Below are 16,942 nucleotides of genomic sequence, written 5' to 3'. Positions count from 1 at the left end.
CGCCGGCCGGCCGGGACTTCTCAGCCGACCGGCGTGGGGAACCCGCGGCCGTGCTCGGCCTGCAACCGGAGCATGGCGTGCTCGACAACGGTCACCAGCACCTGCTTGACCGAGTCCCGGTGCCGGGCGTCGGTCATCACCAGCGGCACCTGCGGCGAGATGGCCAACGCCTCGCGGACCTCGTCCAGCTCGTACTGGGGAGCGCCGTCGAAGTGGTTGAGCGCCACCACGTACGGCAGGTTGCGGTTCTCGAAGTAGTCGAGCGGGGCGAACGCGTCGGTGATCCGCCGGGTGTCCACGAGCACCGCGGCACCCACCGCACCCCGGATGATCTCGTCCCACATGAACCAGAAGCGGGTCTGACCCGGTGTACCGAAGAGGTACAGGATCAGGTCCTGGGCCATCGTGATACGGCCGAAGTCCATGGCGACCGTTGTGGTCTCCTTGCCCGGCACCTTGGACGGATCGTCGATGCCGACACCGGCCGCGGTCATCACCGCCTCGGTCGTCAGCGGTTGGATCTCGGAGATCGAACCGACAAGGGTCGTCTTACCGACGCCGAACCCGCCCGCGACAACGATCTTCGCGGAGACGATTCCCCGGCCCGGCCGCCCCCCAGCGGGGTCATAGCCTGCGAAGTCCACTTAGCACCCTTCCAAGCAGTTCCATCCGCTCCTCGAACCCCTCGGCGGGAGCAGCAGTGTGTAACGTCAGCAGGCTCTCGGCCACCATGTCGGCGACCAGCACCCGGGCGACGCCGAGCGGCATCCGGGTGTACGCGGCGATCTCCGCCAGCGACTGCGCCCGGCCCTCGCAGACCGTGGCGATGCGGTGCTTGTCGTGCCCCGCGAAGCGGGACTCGGCAACCTGGGTGGGAGAGGCCGTGAGGACCGCCTCGAGGGCGATGTCCTGCCGGGGCTCGGTACGACCACGGGTGACCGCGTACGGACGTACCAGAGCGCCGCGCGGGTCAGCGCGTCGTTGGTCCATCCCCGATCACCTCCTCGTCGTCGCGGAGTCGGCGCACACCGCCTCCCATCCCTGTTCCGGCACGCGGTCCGCGTCCGGTATCGGCGCTACGAGCGCACCGCGTCTCGCGGCAGCGGCACCAGCGCGGCACCCACCCGCTCCACCAGCAGCGCCATCTCGTAGCCCACCTGGCCCACGTCGCAACTGCGCGCCGCGAGCACGGCCATCGACGAGCCGTCGCTGATCGACATGAGGAACAGGTAGCCGCTGTCCATCTCGATGACGGTCTGCAACACCCCGCCCGCGCTGAACATCCGCGCCGCGCCCTCGGTCAGGCTCACCACGCCGGAGGTGATGGCGGCGAGCTGGTCCGCCCGGTCTCCCGGCAGGTCCCGGGAGGAGGCGAGCAGCAGCCCGTCGGCGGACACCGCCACCACGTGGGCGATCCCCGCCACGCTGTCGGCGAAGTTGGTGAGCAGCCAACCCATGTCCTGCATGGCAGCTGGCCTGTTCATCGGCTCTCCTTGGTCGAGGTGCTGTTCAGGTCCGTGCCGGCCGACCGGCCGCGCTGCACGCCGCGGTGGTAGGCCGACAGCAGGCCGCGTACTTCATCGGGGGTCCGCCGGCTGCGGTCCCGGCCGCCCTTGGGTTCGATGCCGCCCGGCACGAGCTGCGCCTGCGGCACCCGCTTGGGCAGACCCGAGCGGGTGGTGCCCGCCGGCGCCGGCTCGGCGGCCCGGCTGGCGCGGGACCAACCCTCGTCCGCCGCGGTCCGCCAGGCGTCCGGGTCGGGGGCGGGGGGCGGGGGCGGAGGGGTGGCCGCTGCCGGCACCGGCCGGGCGGCCGGCGGCGGCGTGTACGACGGTGGTGGCGTCGACGGCGCGGCGTCGCGGCCGCTGTTGCTTCCGCTGCCGAACCCGTCCATGCTCCCCCCGCCTACCGTTCCGGTGCCGTCGCCGGAGCTACCCGGGGTACGCGTCGGCAGCGGCGGCCGGGCCGGTGTCACCGTCGGCGCGGACGCGGCGGCCGACTGGCCTGCGGTGCTCGCACGCATCCCGGCGTTGGCCAGGCTGGCGTCGGCGGGTGCCGGCGGCGTGTCGAACTGCGGCCGGGTGAAGATCGCGGTGGCGTCGTCCCCGTGTGACCGGAACCAGACCGCCTCCATCTCCCGGAAGATCGGTGCCTCGGCCGGGAAGTCGGGCCGGTTGGTCACCGGGGCGGGTGGCGTCGGCGGCGCGACCGGCGGGGCTGGTGGGGCGGCGGGCGGCGCGACGGCACCGGGGCCGGCGACCGGTCCGACCGGCAGCACCGGCACGTTCCGACCGTCGGCGGGGTCGGCCGTCGCGCTGCGCCGGGGCAGCGGGGCGATGGTCGGGTACGCCACTGTCGGGCTGCCCATCGAGGCGCCCGCGCCATTGCTGTACGCGGGCCGGGCCGGCGGAAGCGGGGCTGCGGGCGGGGCTGCGGGCGGGGCCGTCGGGCGTGCTCCGGCGTAGCCACCGGCCTGCACGGCAGGAGTGGTGTCCCGCGTGTCGAGCGGAGACTGCCACTGTGCCGGTGCCGGCGCGCTGGTCCGCCACTGGTCGGGCAACGTCGGGGCCGAGGTGGTGGCTCCGGCGTACGACTCGGCGTGGCCCACAGGGGTGAGCGGCGTCTGCTCGACTGCCATCGCCTGGCGCGGCCGGGTGAGCACCTGATCGCGGCCCCGGTTGGTGGGCAGCACCACTGTTGCGGCGGGCAGGGTCACCTGGGCGACGGTGCCGCCCTCGACGTTGCGGCGCAGCTCCACCCGGATGCTGTAGCGGGCGGCGAGCCGGCTCACCACGGCGAGACCCATCAGGCGGAACGCGGCGACGTCCACGCTCGGTGGCGCGGCCAACCGCCGGTTGAGCGATTCGAGCTGCTCGTCACTGAGGCCGAGACCACGGTCCTCGATCTGGATCAGCACATAGTCGCGGATGCGGCGACCGTCGGCGACGACAGTGGTGTTCGGCGGCGAGAACCGGGTGGCGTTGTCGAGCAGTTCGGCGACGAGCCGTACCACGTCGTTGACGGCGTGCGCGGCCACCGAGATGTCGGTGTCGACGGTGCCGAACTCGATGCGGTTGTACAGCTCCACCTCGGACTGGGCGGCGCGCAGGACGTCCACGACAAGCGCGTCGTCGCGGCGCGGTACGGCGGAGTCCGCGCCGGCCAGGACCAGCAGGTTCTCGTCGTTGCGGCGCATTCGGGTGGCCAGGTGGTCCAGCTCGAAGAGCTGCGCCAGCCGCTTCGGGTCCTCCTCGCCGCGCTCGATCGCGTCCAGCTCGCCGATCATCCGGTCGACGAGGGTCTGACTGCGGCGGGCCAGGTTGAGGAACATCGCCGAGACGCTGGTACGCAGCGCTGCCTGCTCGGCCGCGACCCGTACCGCCTCACGGTGGACGACGTTGAAGGCCAACGCCACCTGGCCGACCTCGTCGCGGGTGTTGAGCTGGATGGGGTCCCGGACCTGCCGGACGATCTCCTCCACCCCGCCGTCACCGACGCTGCCCATGTTCTGCAGGCGCTGCACGGCGTCGGGCAGGTCGTGGTTGGCTACCGATAGCGCGCCTTCGCGGAGGCGGCGCAGCGAGTGGTTGAGCGAGCGGGCCAGCACCACGGCCAGCGAGACGGCGATGATGAGGGTGAGCAGCACCAGGATCGACTCGACCACTGCCTGCCGGATGACTGCCGCACGCGCCTCGTCGGCCTGCGCGAGCAGTCGGTCCTGAAGTTGGATCTCGGCCCAGCGCATCAGGTCGTTCACGGCGCCGATGGCGGCGGTGGCGTCCTGGGCGCTCACCAGTGGGCGCTGCCCGACCGAGCGGGTGATGTCGCTCGCCACCCGGTCGGCCAGGCCGACCGCGTCACCGGAGACGGTGTTGTTGACAAGGGCCCGCTGCGTGGGGTCGGCGGCGAGCGAGAAGGCGACAAGGGCCTCCTGCTGGCTGGTCAACGTTGCCACGAAGGACGAGAACTGCTCCGGGTCGAGCTGGCCGGCGGTAAGCGCCGAGAAGGCGACCGCCTCCTCCTCGGCGACGGCCGCCTTGGCGCGGGCAAACGCGGCGACCGCCCGGCGGCTGTCCGAGAGGCCTTCGTCGCCGGGCAGCTGAGCCAGCCCGTCACCGTAGGCGACCAGGTCGGTGAGGATGACGCCGTAGCGCAGCACCGCCTCGGCGACCGCCATCTGCCGGCGGTCCAACACCTCCTGGCGGGTGCCGTCCAATGTGGACAGGTGGTCGTCGATGGCCTTGAGCCGGCCCTGTAGCGCCGCGGGCACCTCGCCGATCCGGGCGCGCTCGGCGCGGTACTCGTCCGCCCGCTGCTGCGTCTGCCGCACCCGCAGGTTGTAGGCGTCGGCCGGCTGCTGCGGAGCGGCCAGGTAGGCGGCTGCGGCCATCCGCTCGGCGTGGAGGTCCTGGGTCAGCGCGCTGACGTCGATGGAGAGCGCGGTGAGCGACCGCGCCCGGGTGGCGTCGAAGGCGCCCTCGCCCACCGAGATGAGCCGGACGGTGGCCAGCGCGATCACCGCGGCCACCGGAACGACCAGGATCAGCGCCAGTTTGGACCGGATCCGGGCGTCCCGCAGTCTCGGCAGCCTCCGGCGCGTACGCCCAGCGGCGTCGCCGGGCGCGGGCAGGGTCGTCGGTCCGGTGCTCACGACATCGCCTCCGTCGTTTCTTCCCCGCTTGACCCGCCGAACCATGCCGTAAGCGGAGGGGACCACGCGCGGCACGGCCGCGATTTCATCAGAGAAGATCCTGTTTGGGAAGCCGCAGGGCGGTAGGAAAGGGTCGGACGGCGCGGAACCCGTGATCCGGTCAACTGATACCTTCATTTCCGCAAGCCCCTGAACAGGGCATGTAACTCCAGAGTGGTCACGCGTGTATGCAAAGTGAGCTTTTGCAAACATTGCGCTACCCCAGCATGTGGGATGGCCGTCCCGAAAATGCGACCGGGGTCCGCGCTTGACCACAGCGCCAGCCATTGGCAAGGTTTTGCACGCTTCGCGCACACACCGTACGGCAGAGGAGATCCCGTCCTCCACTGAGGACGGATTAGCGGCGGTGACCGGGCAGCGCCCGCGCCCGCACCTGGAGGACTGAGTTGAGCCCCATCCGCTCCGCGACCATCGCGGCGCTCGCATCGGCCGTAGTGGCCACCACGCTCACCGGCTGCCAGTTCGGCGGAGCGGAGCGGGACACGAGTCCGATCGTGATCGCCGCCGACCTCGAACTGTCCGGCGCCGCCGCACCCGTCGGCCGGGCATACCAGCGCGCACTGGAACTCAAGAGAGACCAGTTGAACTCCTCCGGAGCACTGAATGACCGGAAGATCGAGCTGAAGGTGAAGGACAACCGTTCCGACGCCGCCGAGTCACTGCGCAACATCGCCGACTTCAGCAGCGATTCCCGGGTCAGCGCCATCATCATGGGCGGCTGCAACGAATGCGCTGTCGGCGCGGTCGGCGTCATCAACGAGAAGCGGATTCCCACCATTGCGCTAGCCGCTTCCGGGGCGATCGCCAGCCCGGTCGCCCAGCGACGTTACGTGTTCAAGCTCGGCCCGAACGCCGCCGACAGCGCCGCCGCGCTCACCTCCGAACTGCGCCGCAAGAACATCCGCAAGGTCGGCCTGCTCTACAGCGACGACGATTACGGCCGGGAGGGCGTGGTCGCGCTGCGCCGCGAACTGACAAAGGCCAACATCAAGGCCGCCGGTGAGGAGTCGGTGAAGACCACCGACACGGAGGTCGGCCAGCAGGTCGGCAAGCTCAACCGGCTCAAGCCCGACGCCCTGATCGTCTGGACGCCGCCGGAGCAGGCAGCCCTCACCGCCACCAGCGCCCAGCAGGTCGGCTTCCGGGGGGCGCTCTTCTTCGACGCCGCAGCGGCCGGCGACCTCTTCCTCGGCGCGGCGGCCCGGGCCACCGAACGAGCCACGTTGATCTTCACCCAGACCATGGTGATCGACGACGTGATCGCCACCACACCGGCGAAGGCGGCCCGACGCCAGTGGTTCCAGGACTACACGGCGCGCTTCGGCGGATACAACGGGTCCTCGTCCTTCGCCGCCGACGCGATCCAGCTCATCGCTGACGCCGAACAGCGTGCCGGCGGCCCGATCGGCCAGGTCGACCGCGACGGCATCCGTGACGTGCTGGAGACGTCCCAGATGGACGGCCTGTCCGGCCCCATCAGGATGACGCCCGACAACCACTCCGGCCTGATGCCGCAGGCGCTCACCACGCTTGTCGCCCGCAACGGCCGCTGGCGGTTGGCGGGGTAGGCGCTTCGGGCCTCCTTGGTTCTTGTCGTCCGGCTTTGCTCTCGTCGTGTGCCGGGTGGGGTGTGGCCTACCGTGCCCGGCTCCGGGCGGTCAGGCTTGATCCCTGCGCCGGGCACGGTAGGCCACACCTGCTTGCGCGGCAGCGGTCGAACGGAAGGGCCGGCCCCCTGGTTGGGGCCGGCCCTTCGCGTTATCAGATATTGATCTTGCGTCCGCGTCAGTGGCTGCTTGTTGTTTCGCGGACCCAGGGCAGGGCGATCCGCTCGACGAGCAGCAGCGCCGAGTAGAGCAGGATGCTCACCAGCGCCACCAGCATGATCGCCGCCCAGGCCGTGGCGGTGTCGCCGACACCCGCGTACTGGAGGATCACGTAGCCCAGGCCGTCCTCGCCGGCCTGGAACTCACCGATCACCGCGCCGATCGCGGCCAGCGGCATTGCCACCTTGAGCCCGACGAAGATCTGCGGCAGCGCGGCCGGGAACCGTACCTTGCGGAACGCCTGCCAGCGGGAGGCGTTCCAGGAGCGGACCAGCTCGGCCAGGTCGGCAGGCGTGGTGGTCAGCCCGGTCGCCGTGGAGAGCACGATCGGAAAGAAGCAGAGCAGGAACACCATGGTCAGGATCGGCTTCTGACCCCACCCGAGCGCCACCACAAGCAGCGGACCCAACGTGATCTTGGGTACGGCGTTCACCGCGACAAGCAGCGGCGTGAACATCTGCTCCACGGTGCGGGAGCTGGCCAGGGAGAGTCCGATCAGGACACCGGCCACCGCCGAGAGGGCGAAGCCGATCAGGATCTCCAGCAACGTGGCCCAGGTGTGCTCCAGCATCTGGGCAGGCTTGTCGACGAACGCGGTGAGCACGTCCCCCGGCGGCGGCAGCGCGGCCGGGTGCACCAGCTCCAGCCGGGCGATCAGCCACCACACCGCCAGGGCGATCAGGAGGCCGGCCACGGGCAGCAACGCCGCTCCGGTCCCGGCACGTAGGCCGGAGCCCCGACCCGTCGACCCCGCCACCGGCCCGGTGCCCGGGGATGGGGCCGCCGACACCGCCGGCTCCGCTGACCGGACGTCGGCCATCTTTCCTCCTCGATATTCGAAGGCCCGTGGGGCCGACGAGCGACGGGGGTACGTCGCACCGAAGCCGGCGCGACGTACCCCCTGGTGACGACCGAACGATCAGGCCTTCGGCGCGAGGCTGAAGTCGATGATCTGCTCGGGGGTGATGTTCTGCTTGAGCGCGCCGGCGCCCTGCAGGATCGCGATGCTCTTCGCGACGCGGCCGCTGTCCAGCGTGCCGATCGCGGTGCCGGAGTTGCCCGAGCGGACGTAGGCGGCCATCAGGTCCAGCTCCGCGGCGGCGGCGGCCGGGTTGGCGGCGTCGACGTTCTTCTTCAGGATCTCGCCGGCCTCCTTGGAGTTCGCCAGGCTGTACTCCAGGCCCTTGAGCAGCGCCGCGGTGAAGCGCTTCACCATGTCGGGCTTCTCCTTGGCGATCTTCGAGGAGGTGATCAGCACGTTGCCGTAGAGGTCCTGCATCACGTTGCTGTACGGCAGCATGACGGCCTTCTTCTTGGACACGGCCTCGATGGTCGGCTGGCCGACGACGAACTGGCCGATGCCGTCCACCGAACCGTTGGCAAGCGTGCCGATCAGCGCCTGCGCCTCACCGTTGACCCAGGTCACCTTGTTGACGTCCACACCGGCGAGCCGGGCGTACGTCGGGAACAGGTTGCGGACCACCGAGCCGGGCGTGTCGGCAAGCTTCTTGCCTTCGAGGTCCTTCGGAGAGTTGATGTTCTTGCCCTCGACGGTGGCGATGGCGGCCATCGTGCGCTGCTGGATCGCGGCCACCGCCACGAAGTCCTTCGCCTGCCCGTTGCCGAGCTGGAGCAGACCGCCGGTGAGGTCGATCGGCCCGAAGTCGGCCTGGCCGCCGACGACGGTCTGGATCACGCCGCCGGTGCCCTGACCAGCCTTGATCTCGACGTCGAACCCGGCGTCCTTGAAGAAGCCCTTCTCCTTCGCCACCCAGGCGTAGGAGTCGCGGCCGAAGTTGCCGAAGGAGGTGAGGTAGGTCACCTTCTCCAGCGTCCCGCCGTTGCCGCCCTTGGCGTCGTCCGACGAGTCCGACCCGCTACTGCAGGCGGAGACGAGGGCGAGGGCAGTGGCCAACGCGGCCGTAGCGACCGTACGGGTCAGCCTTCTCATCAGTAGCACCATGTCCTTTCCGACCGGGGCCGCAGGCCACGGAGGGGTTGTCGCGACGGAACCGGCAGGAGGGGTAGAAGCCGGGCACCGCCATCGTGAGGGGACTCTTCGCGGGCACAGCGTACGAGAAACCCACAGTTGCGACGCCAGGCATATCGGGTTGCGGAACGGAAACAACATGACGACCACCCCGGACGGTGCGATACCAAGACGCGACCGCTAGCCTTTGTCGGATTCCTGACCGTCCACTCAGCGGAGGTCCGCCGGAGATGATCCGACTGTCCGGGGTGTCGCGTACCTTCGAGGGCCGGTCCGGCCGTGTGGAGGCGCTGCGCGGCATCGACCTCGACGTCGCCGAGGGTGAGTTCGTCGCCATCCTCGGGCGCTCCGGCTGCGGCAAGTCCACGCTGCTGCGGCTGATCGCCGGGCTGCTCCCGCTGACCGCCGGCGAGATCACAGTGGCCGGTACGCCGATCACCAGGCCCCGCCGCGACATCGCCATGCTGTTCCAGAAGCCAGCCCTGCTGCCCTGGCGCTCAGTGCTCGACAACGTCCTGCTGCCGGTGGAGATCTTCGGCTGGAGCCGCGCCAAGCACCGCGAGCGGGCCCAGCAACTGCTCGACGTGGCCGGGCTGGCCGGGTTCGAGAAGCGGCTGCCGCACGAGCTTTCCGGCGGCATGCAGCAGCGGGTGTCGCTGTGCCGGTCGCTGATCGGCGACCCCCGGGTGATGCTGATGGACGAGCCGTTCTCGGCGCTTGACGCGCTCACCCGCGAGGAACTCTCCGGAGAGCTCCAGCGCGTGCACATGGAGAACAAGCCCACGATCGTCTTCGTCACCCACTCGATCGACGAAGCGGTCCTGCTCGCCGACCGGGTGGTCGTGCTGAGCCCTCGCCCCGGACGGATCCGCAAGATCGTCGAGGTGAACATCCCCCGACCCCGCACCCTGGGCCGCAACGCCCACCTCGCCGACGTGGCCCAGGTCAGCGCAGACCTGCACGAACTGTTGATGGAACGCGACCAGCCGGCCGCAGCCGGCGCGGAAGGACGATGACAATGCGGGTGTCGGTGTTCACCGAGCCGCACCGGGGCGCCAGCTACGACGACCAACTGCGGTTCGCCCGCCTCGTCGAGGCCGCCGGCTACGAGGGTTTCCTCCGCGCCGACCACTACCAGGCGATGGGCGACGACCCGGGTCTGCCCGGCCCCACGGACGCCTGGCTGACCCTCGCCGCGCTGGCCCGCGAGACCGAGCGGATCCGCCTCGGCACCCTTGTGACGTCGGCGACGTTCCGCCTGCCCGGCCCGCTGGCGGTGATGGTCGCGCAGGTCGACCAGATGAGCGGTGGCCGGATCGAGCTGGGCATCGGCGCCGGCTGGTACGCCCGCGAACACACCTCGTACGGCATCCCGTTCCCGGCCGTCGGCGAGCGCTTCGACCGGCTTGCCGAGCAGCTTGAGGTGCTCACCGGCCTGTGGTCCACCCCGCTGGGCGAGACGTACAGCTTCACCGGCGACCACTACCAGCTGGTCGACGCGCCCGCCCTGCCCAAGCCCGTGCAGGTGCCCGGCCCGCCGATCATCGTGGGCGGACGCGGCCCCAAGCGCACCCCCGATCTGGCCGCCCGCTACGCGACCGAGTTCAACATGCCCTTCAAGTCCGTGGCGGAGACCTCCGGCGCGTACGACCGCGTACGCGAGGCGTGCGCCCGTACCGCCCGTGCCGAGTCGGGGCGTCCGCCGCTGGTGCTGTCGGCAGGGATCGTGGTGGCCATCGGGCGTACCGACGCGGAGGCACAGCGGCGGGCCGCGCCACTGCACGAGAAGAGCGCGCTGCCGCCGGAGGACCCGGTGGTCGGCTCGCCCGCACAGCTCGTGCAGCGGATCGGTGAGTTCGCCGAGATCGGCACCACCCGGGTGCACCTGCGCATGACCGACCTCTCTGACCTCGACCACCTCGAGCTGATCGCCGCCGAGGTGCTCCCGCAACTGGACGGTGCACGATGAGCGAAACGATCGACGCAACCGAGCTCGGGCCGGTGGGCCAGGAGATCGTGTACGAGAATGACAGGGTCCGGGTGTGGCACATCCGGCTCGAACCGGGCGAGCGGCAGCCCCTGCACCGGCACGACCACCCCTACCTGGTGATCGCCGTCCAGGGCGCCAAGAACATCGTGCAGACCATCGACGGCACCCGGATCGACGCGGACGAACCCACCGGCGGAGTCGTCTACCGCGACCCCGGAGCGGTGCATATGCTCACCAATGTCGGGGACACGACATACCTGGCTCGGCTGGTCGAACTCAAGTAGACCCGCCGTGGCGCGCCTCGGCGCGCCGCGCGGCGCGCCGGTGGCGATCGGGTGTACCGGGTGCGTAACGTGCCCGACATGGCCTATCGGACCTGGGGCAAGCTCCTGCTCACGGCGCTCGGGGTGAGCGTGCTGGCCGGAGCGGGCCAGCTCGGCGTCGCGTACGGCTTCGGCATCGTCCGACTCACCGGCGCGTTCACCGGCACGACCGTCAACCAGTGGCCGGCCCAGCTCGTGTGGGTCGGCTGGTTCGCCGCGAACGCGGCAGTTGCCGGCGCCGTCCTGACCGGTCGCCTGGCCCGCCGGGACGCCCCGGCAGCCAGCACCGGCCGGCAACTGGCCATCGGCGGTGCCGCCGCCCTCGGCGCCACGGTGGTCGCCCCGCTCTGCATGCAGCCCGCACGGGCCGCCGAACTGATCTCCGTCGACCCGGTCTGGGCGGTCGGCATCTGCGCCGTGCTCGGCGCGGTGATCGGAGCCGGTGCGGCGATCGCCGTCCTGCTCCGGCCCGAACTGGGCTGGAACATGGCGGCCGTGGCCGGTGCGGTCTGGCTCCTGGCGCTGATCTCCGTCCTGCCGTCACTCGGCACTGTCGGCCCGCTGCCAACGGTCCGACTCGGCGTACTCGAACCGAGCTGGCTGGACGACGCCGCAGCGCAACGGCTGGCGCTCCTCCTGCTGCCCATCGTGGCGCTGCTCGCGGGAGCGGCGACAGCCGCTCTCGCCCGCTCGCGCGGCCAGGTCCCGCTGGTCAGCGGCGCGACAGGGGTGGCCGGTCCGGTCCTCGTGGCGTTCGCCTACCTGACCGCCGGCCCCGGCGACGCCGTGGACCGCTACCAGGCAACCCCCTACTACGGCGCGTTGATCGCGGTCCTCGCCGGCGCGCTCGGAGCCGCTGCCGCCGCCCTGTTGCGCTGGCCCAGCGCTGCCGGCAGCGCCACCGGTCGACAGGCGATCGAGCCCACCGACATCCTGCGCCCGCTCGCCGTCGGCCCGGCGCTGCCGGGCACCACGCCGGCGACATCGGCAGATCCGGCAGGCGACGGCGACACCACAGCACCCACCGGCCCGACCACCGTCGGCGCCGAGCTGGCCGGAGCCCGTCCGGGCCCGCGCGTCACCGACGACATCGCCGCCGTACGCACCGTCCCCGCCCACTGGGACTGGCCGACGACCACGGCCAGCGGTCAGTACGGGCCAGCCACCACCAACCCGGAGCGGACGGGCGTGTCGACCGAGGTTTCCCCACCAACCGGTACGGCAGGCGACGACCTCCCCGAGCCGGCCGGAACGGCCACCACCGAGATCATCGGCTCGACCGGCACCACCTCGACGTCCAGCGTCCCGGCCGGCCGTATCAGCGCCACAGGCCGCATCGAAGACACGATCCGCACTGGAGACGCGGGCCCAGTGGACGGCATGGCCGATGGCGGCGGCCTCACCGCCAGCCCGGCGACGGCCACGAGGGACGCGGCCCAGTCGACCGGCGACCGGGCGCTGACAGGCGACCGGACCACTGGCAGCGCAGGTGCCGAAACAGGCACTGGCACAGGTACGGCGGGCGTGGGCGCGGTCTCGACGAACGCGAGCAAGCCCGGCGCGAGCAACGCTGACACGGGCACACCGGGGACGGGTGCAGCCGACACAGGTACACCGGGCACGGGCACGACGGGCACAGGCACGACGAGCGCGGGCACAGCCGGCACGGATGCGACGGGTGCGAGCGCGACCACCGGGAGTGCGGGCGACGGGCCGGCCCCCAAGCCGCGTCGGACCCGCAAGCCGAAGGCCGCCGCTTCCGGCACCGAGGTCGCGACGTCCGGCACCCCGAAGGCCGCAGCGCCCGACGTCACCGACGGCAGTGCTGCCGCTGGCCCGGCCGGCGGCAGCGCGTCGGACTCGACCGTGCGGGCGTCCCGCTCCCGAGCCTCGGACGATGTCCCATCTGCTTCCGATGAGCCGGGGGCGGGCGTCACCGAGAGCGCCACGCAGGACGGACCGGCTGTCGCGGCGGCACCGGCTGCCAGCCGCGCCCGCAGGTCCGCCCGGTCCGCCAAGGTGACCGAGAGCATCAGCGCCGACGCCCTGGCCGAGGGTGGCAACGCTCGCCCCGGCGAAGAGGCCGACGCTCGCCCGGCCGGCGAGAGCCAGGCCACGCCGACCCACGACAAGGCGGGCCGGGCCAGCACGACCGGCCGGAAGGGTCAGCGGGCCATGACCGTTTCCACCACCAGTGCTACCGCAGGCACCTCCGCCACAGGGACGGCAGCGCAGCCGGACGCCGCAGCCGGGCCGACGAGCGAGCCCGCGATCGCCGACGCGTCCAACGTGGGCCGCGCCGACCAGCCCGCGACCGAAGCTGCTGCCGGCGGCTCGCTGTTCGGCACGCCGGCCGCCGCAGATCCGGAGGCCGACCGCTGGACGCCGGCTCCGCCGGCCTGGCCGGTGACCTCCGCGTGGACGACGTCACATCAGGTCGGTGACACCGCAACGCCTGCTCCAAGCACGTCGGGAACCCCCGAGGAGTCGACCGGGTGGACGCCCCGGCCCCGGCACCGGGCACCGCTGCCGGACCTGAGCCGGGTCAGCAGCTGGGACGCCTTCAAAACGGCCCGCCGCACCGGCCCGACGGATTCACAGTCCGGCCCGGCGGATTCGCAGCCTGGTTCGACGGCAGTCCCCCGGACTCCCGGCCAGGCCGCAAGGGTCACTGACGACTCCGACCGGGGCACCGCCTTCGAGACGACAGCCTCGGCCGGACCAGGCGCGGCCGCTGCGGTGCCGGAGCAGCCCGGCACCACGGACGGGCCGACAATCGGCGACGCCCGGACGTCCAACGGCGACGCGGAGCAGCCCAGCCGGCGCGAACGGCTCGGCAGCCTGTTCCGGCGCGGCCGGTCCCGGGCCGAGGCGGAGAAGCGGCCCGGGACGGCTGCGGCGGACCCGCTGCCCACGCAGGACGAGGAGTTTGTCGACTGGGTCGCCGGTCTCGGCAAGCCCGTCGCGGACAACGACCCGGAGCAGGAGGACGGCCGGCGCTCCCTGCGCTCCACCGGCCGCCACCACCGCGACTGAGCCGATCAGGCCAGAGGGAGGTACACCCGCCCACCGCCGGAGACGAACTCCTCCGACTTGTCCTTCATGCCGCGTGCCGCGTACTCCTTGAGTTCCTGGGTGATCTTCATGGAGCAGAACTTCGGGCCGCACATTGAGCAGAAGTGCGCCGTCTTCGCCGGCTCGGCGGGCAGCGTCGCGTCGTGGTACGAGCGCGCCGTCTCCGGGTCCAGTGAGAGGTTGAACTGGTCCTCCCAGCGGAACTCGAACCGCGCCTTCGACAGCGCGTCGTCCCACGCCTGCGCGCCCGGGTGGCCCTTGGCCAGGTCCGCCGCGTGGGCCGCGATCTTGTACGCGATCACGCCGGCCTTGACGTCGTCCCGGTCGGGCAGGCCGAGGTGCTCCTTCGGGGTGACGTAGCAGAGCATCGCGGTGCCGAACATGCCGATCATGGCGGCGCCGATGGCCGAGGTGATGTGGTCGTACGCGGGCGCGATGTCAGTGGTCAGCGGGCCGAGCGTGTAGAACGGCGCCTCGTGGCACCACTCCTGCTGGAGATCCACGTTCTCCTTGATCTTGTGCATGGGTACGTGCCCCGGACCCTCGATCATCACCTGTACGTCGTGTTCCCAGGCGACGGTCGTCAGCTCGCCGAGGGTACGCAGCTCGGCGAACTGCGCCTCGTCGTTGGCATCGGCGATCGAGCCGGGGCGCAGCCCGTCACCGAGGGAGAACGTCACGTCGTAGCGCGCCAGGATCTGGCACAGCTCGGCGAAGTTCGTGTAGAGGAAGTTCTCCTCGTGGTGGGCCAGGCACCACGCCGCCATGATCGAGCCGCCCCGGGAGACGATCCCCGTGACCCGGTCCACGGCCAACGGCACGTACGGCAGCAGCACGCCCGCGTGCACTGTCATGTAGTCCACGCCCTGCTCGGCCTGCTCGATGACGGTCTCGCGGAAGACCTCCCAGCTCAGCTTCACCGGGTCGCCGCCGACCTTCTCCAGGGCCTGGTAGATCGGAACAGTGCCGATCGGCACCGGCGAGTTCCGCACGATCGCCTCGCGGGTCTCGTGGATCCGCTTGCCGGTGGACAGGTCCATCACTGTGTCCGCGCCCCAGCGGGTGGCCCAGGTGAGCTTCTCCACCTCCTCGGCCACCGACGAGCTGACCGCCGAGGTGCCGATGTTGGCGTTCACCTTCACCAGGAACGCCTTGCCGATGATCGCCGGCTCGCACTCCGGGTGGTTGACGTTCAGCGGCAGCACCGCCCGGCCTGCGGCGATCTCGGCACGGACCAGCTCCGAGTCGACGTTCTCCCGGATCGCCACGAACTCCATCTCCGGCGTCACCACCCCGGCCCGCGCGTACGCGAGCTGGGTGGGCCGGCGACCGTCCGCCCCGGCGAGCGGCGTGCCCGCGCCCCGCACCGGCGCCACGTCACCGCGCTCGGCGATCCACGGCCCGCGCAGCGGCGGAAGCCCCACCTCCGGGTCGGAACCGGGGCCGGACGTGTCGTAGAGGCGCACCGGCGGGTGATCACCGGTAAGCGTCACCTCGGCGAACGGCACCCGGACATCGGGGCGTGCCCCTTCGACGTACACCTTGCCTCGTGCCTGCATGACAGCCTCCCGTGTGATCAAGCGGACCAGCCGAAGTGATCAAGCGGCCCGCGGCCAGCACCCAGCTCCCAACCCCGCCCGCCGGTCAGCGCGCGGAGCACGTACTCCTTTGCGGTCCCGACCGCCGCCGGCACCGGATCGCCGAATGCGAGCCGCACGGCGATCGCCGCCGAGAACGAGCACCCGGTGCCGTGGGTGTGCCGGGTGTCCACCCGCGGCCCGCGCAGCACTGTGGTGACGCCACCGCCGCACAGCACGTCGACCGCCTCGTCGCCGTCCAGGTCGCCGCCGGTGACGACGACGTGTTCCGGGCCGCCGGCCGCGAGGGCCTCGGCCGCCACGACCATCGCGGCCACGTCGTCCACAGGGCGTCCGGTGATCGCCGCGGCCTCCACGCAGTTAGGCGTCGCCACCCTGGCGTACGGCAGCAGCCGCTCCACCGCCTCCACCACGCCGAGCCGGTGGCCACTCGTGGCGACGAGCACCGGATCGACGACGAGCTGTGGCAACCGGCCGTCGCGGGCAGCCTGCGCCACCGCGTCGGCGACGGCGGGTGTGCCGAGCATTCCCGTCTTGACAGCGCTCACCGTGAAGTCGGCGAGCACGCTGTCCATCTGCTCGGTGATCGTGCGCGGTGGCAGCGGCAGTACGGCGTCGACACCCTGGGTGTTCTGCGCGGTGACCGCCGTGAGGACGCTTGTGCCGTACGCGCCGAGCGCCGCGAAGACCTTGAGGTCGGCCTGGATGCCGGCGCCGCCGCCCGAGTCGGAGCCGGCGATGGTGAGGACTGTGCGCGGGGTCATCTCGCCTCTTCGGTCGCTGTTGAGAGCCGCGTGGGGACCGGGCCTGGCGTGACCGCCTCGGTGAAGGCCCTGGTCAGGGTCGCGGCTGTTCCGGCGGGGTCATCTGCTCGCATGAGCGCGCCCAGCACCGCCACTCCGGCGGCTCCCGCCCGAACGCACGCGGCCACCTGGTCCGGGGTCTCCACTCCCCCCAGCGCCAACACGGGCACGGGACTGGCCTGGATCAGATCCCGCAGCCCTGCGATACCGAGCGGCGGGCCGTAGCCCGGCTTCGTCCTGGTCGGATGGACGGGCGAGACGGTGGCGTAGTGCTCGGTGGTCAGCCGGGCCAGTTCGGCACAGTCGTGGCAGGAGCGGCCGACGAGGGTGTGGGTCGGTGGCGGGTACGGGCCGGCGGCGGGCAGGTGGACGGCGTCACCGTCGAGCGGGTCGGGACCGGCCACGATGAGGGTTCCGCCGACGTCGGCGAGGATCGCGCGCAGGTCGCCGGCGAGGGCGACGCGCTCGACGCGAGGCAGGTCCTTCTCCCGCAGGACGACCCACCGCACTCCCCCGGCCACCGCCCGAGCGACAACAAGGTCGAGTGGTCCCGACGCGACAAGCCGATCGGTGAGCAGCACGACACCCGACGGCACGATCCCCGCCGAGATCTTGGAAGGATTCGG

At 71.6% G+C, this 16,942-nt stretch carries 13 protein-coding genes and 1 pseudogene; 5 read left to right on the top strand and 9 right to left on the bottom strand.

Annotated features, from left to right (window positions below; translation table 11 throughout):
* Positions 1-20 precede the first annotated feature (20 nt).
* The 4 genes from F4558_RS30365 to F4558_RS30350 form a co-directional block, all read right to left on the bottom strand.
* The gene (locus F4558_RS30365) at positions 21-644 is read right to left on the bottom strand and encodes a GTP-binding protein (protein ID WP_053653883.1); all 624 of its coding nucleotides are present in this window, start codon (positions 642-644) and stop codon (positions 21-23) included.
* Positions 625-990 (bottom strand): DUF742 domain-containing protein, encoded by a 366-nt coding sequence (locus F4558_RS30360; protein ID WP_007465174.1) that lies wholly within the window; start codon positions 988-990, stop codon positions 625-627. Before F4558_RS30360 ends, F4558_RS30365 begins: the two co-directional genes overlap by 20 nt.
* 86 nt (positions 991-1,076) lie before the next feature.
* The gene (locus F4558_RS30355; RefSeq protein WP_007465177.1) at positions 1,077-1,484 is read right to left on the bottom strand and encodes a roadblock/LC7 domain-containing protein; all 408 of its coding nucleotides are present in this window, start codon (positions 1,482-1,484) and stop codon (positions 1,077-1,079) included.
* Entirely contained in the window at positions 1,481-4,651 is a 3,171-nt protein-coding gene (locus F4558_RS30350) for a sensor histidine kinase (protein WP_167947009.1), read from the bottom strand. The genes F4558_RS30355 and F4558_RS30350 overlap by 4 nt, the downstream gene beginning before the upstream one ends.
* Positions 4,652-5,097: 446 nt before the next feature.
* Here F4558_RS30350 and F4558_RS30345 point away from each other — a divergent pair, with 446 nt between their 5' ends.
* Positions 5,098-6,279, top strand: coding sequence for an ABC transporter substrate-binding protein (locus F4558_RS30345; RefSeq protein WP_053653887.1), 1,182 nt, complete (start codon positions 5,098-5,100; stop codon positions 6,277-6,279).
* 217 nt (positions 6,280-6,496) lie between these two features.
* Here F4558_RS30345 and F4558_RS30340 read toward each other — a convergent pair.
* Together F4558_RS30340 and F4558_RS30335 are read right to left on the bottom strand one after the other, a co-directional pair.
* Positions 6,497-7,237, bottom strand: a pseudogene (locus tag F4558_RS30340) (ABC transporter permease); the annotation flags it as partial.
* Positions 7,238-7,456: 219 nt separating this feature from the next.
* Positions 7,457-8,488 (bottom strand): ABC transporter substrate-binding protein, encoded by a 1,032-nt coding sequence (locus F4558_RS30335; RefSeq protein WP_053654940.1) that lies wholly within the window; start codon positions 8,486-8,488, stop codon positions 7,457-7,459.
* 269 nt (positions 8,489-8,757) lie between these two features.
* Here F4558_RS30335 and F4558_RS30330 point away from each other — a divergent pair, with 269 nt between their 5' ends.
* The 4 genes from F4558_RS30330 to F4558_RS30315 all read left to right on the top strand — a co-directional run bounded on the left by F4558_RS30330 (position 8,758) and on the right by F4558_RS30315 (position 13,876).
* On the top strand, positions 8,758-9,543 hold the full coding sequence (locus F4558_RS30330; protein WP_053653890.1) for an ABC transporter ATP-binding protein: 786 nt from the start codon (positions 8,758-8,760) through the stop codon (positions 9,541-9,543).
* A 2-nt stretch (positions 9,544-9,545) separates the two neighbouring features.
* Positions 9,546-10,496 (top strand): LLM class F420-dependent oxidoreductase, encoded by a 951-nt coding sequence (locus F4558_RS30325; protein WP_053653892.1) that lies wholly within the window; start codon positions 9,546-9,548, stop codon positions 10,494-10,496.
* A complete protein-coding gene (locus F4558_RS30320) occupies positions 10,493-10,801 on the top strand; it encodes a cupin domain-containing protein (RefSeq protein WP_053653894.1) in 309 nt (102 codons plus the stop codon). The genes F4558_RS30325 and F4558_RS30320 overlap by 4 nt, the downstream gene beginning before the upstream one ends.
* A gap of 78 nt (positions 10,802-10,879) precedes the next feature.
* On the top strand, positions 10,880-13,876 hold the full coding sequence (locus F4558_RS30315) for a hypothetical protein (protein ID WP_167947005.1): 2,997 nt from the start codon (positions 10,880-10,882) through the stop codon (positions 13,874-13,876).
* Positions 13,877-13,881: 5 nt separating this feature from the next.
* On the opposite strand, the gene thiC is transcribed toward F4558_RS30315, so the two are convergent.
* The 3 genes from thiC to F4558_RS30300 are packed head-to-tail and all read right to left on the bottom strand — an operon-like array spanning position 13,882 to position 16,915.
* Positions 13,882-15,474, bottom strand: a complete 1,593-nt coding sequence (thiC, locus tag F4558_RS30310) for a phosphomethylpyrimidine synthase ThiC (RefSeq protein ID WP_167947004.1) — start codon at positions 15,472-15,474, stop codon at positions 13,882-13,884.
* A gap of 17 nt (positions 15,475-15,491) precedes the next feature.
* Entirely contained in the window at positions 15,492-16,277 is a 786-nt protein-coding gene (thiD, locus tag F4558_RS30305) for a bifunctional hydroxymethylpyrimidine kinase/phosphomethylpyrimidine kinase (RefSeq protein ID WP_167947002.1), read from the bottom strand.
* Positions 16,274-16,915 carry a thiamine phosphate synthase gene (locus F4558_RS30300; protein WP_167947751.1) on the bottom strand — a complete coding sequence of 214 codons (642 nt, stop codon included), beginning with the start codon at positions 16,913-16,915 and terminating at the stop codon, positions 16,274-16,276. The genes thiD and F4558_RS30300 overlap by 4 nt, the downstream gene beginning before the upstream one ends.
* Positions 16,916-16,942 lie beyond the last annotated feature (27 nt).

It is taken from the genome of Micromonospora profundi, assembly GCF_011927785.1.
Taxonomy (GTDB): Bacteria; Actinomycetota; Actinomycetes; order Mycobacteriales; family Micromonosporaceae; genus Micromonospora; species Micromonospora profundi.
The sequence above is the reverse complement of the archived record's forward strand: the minus strand, read 5'-3'. Positions and strand labels throughout refer to the sequence as shown.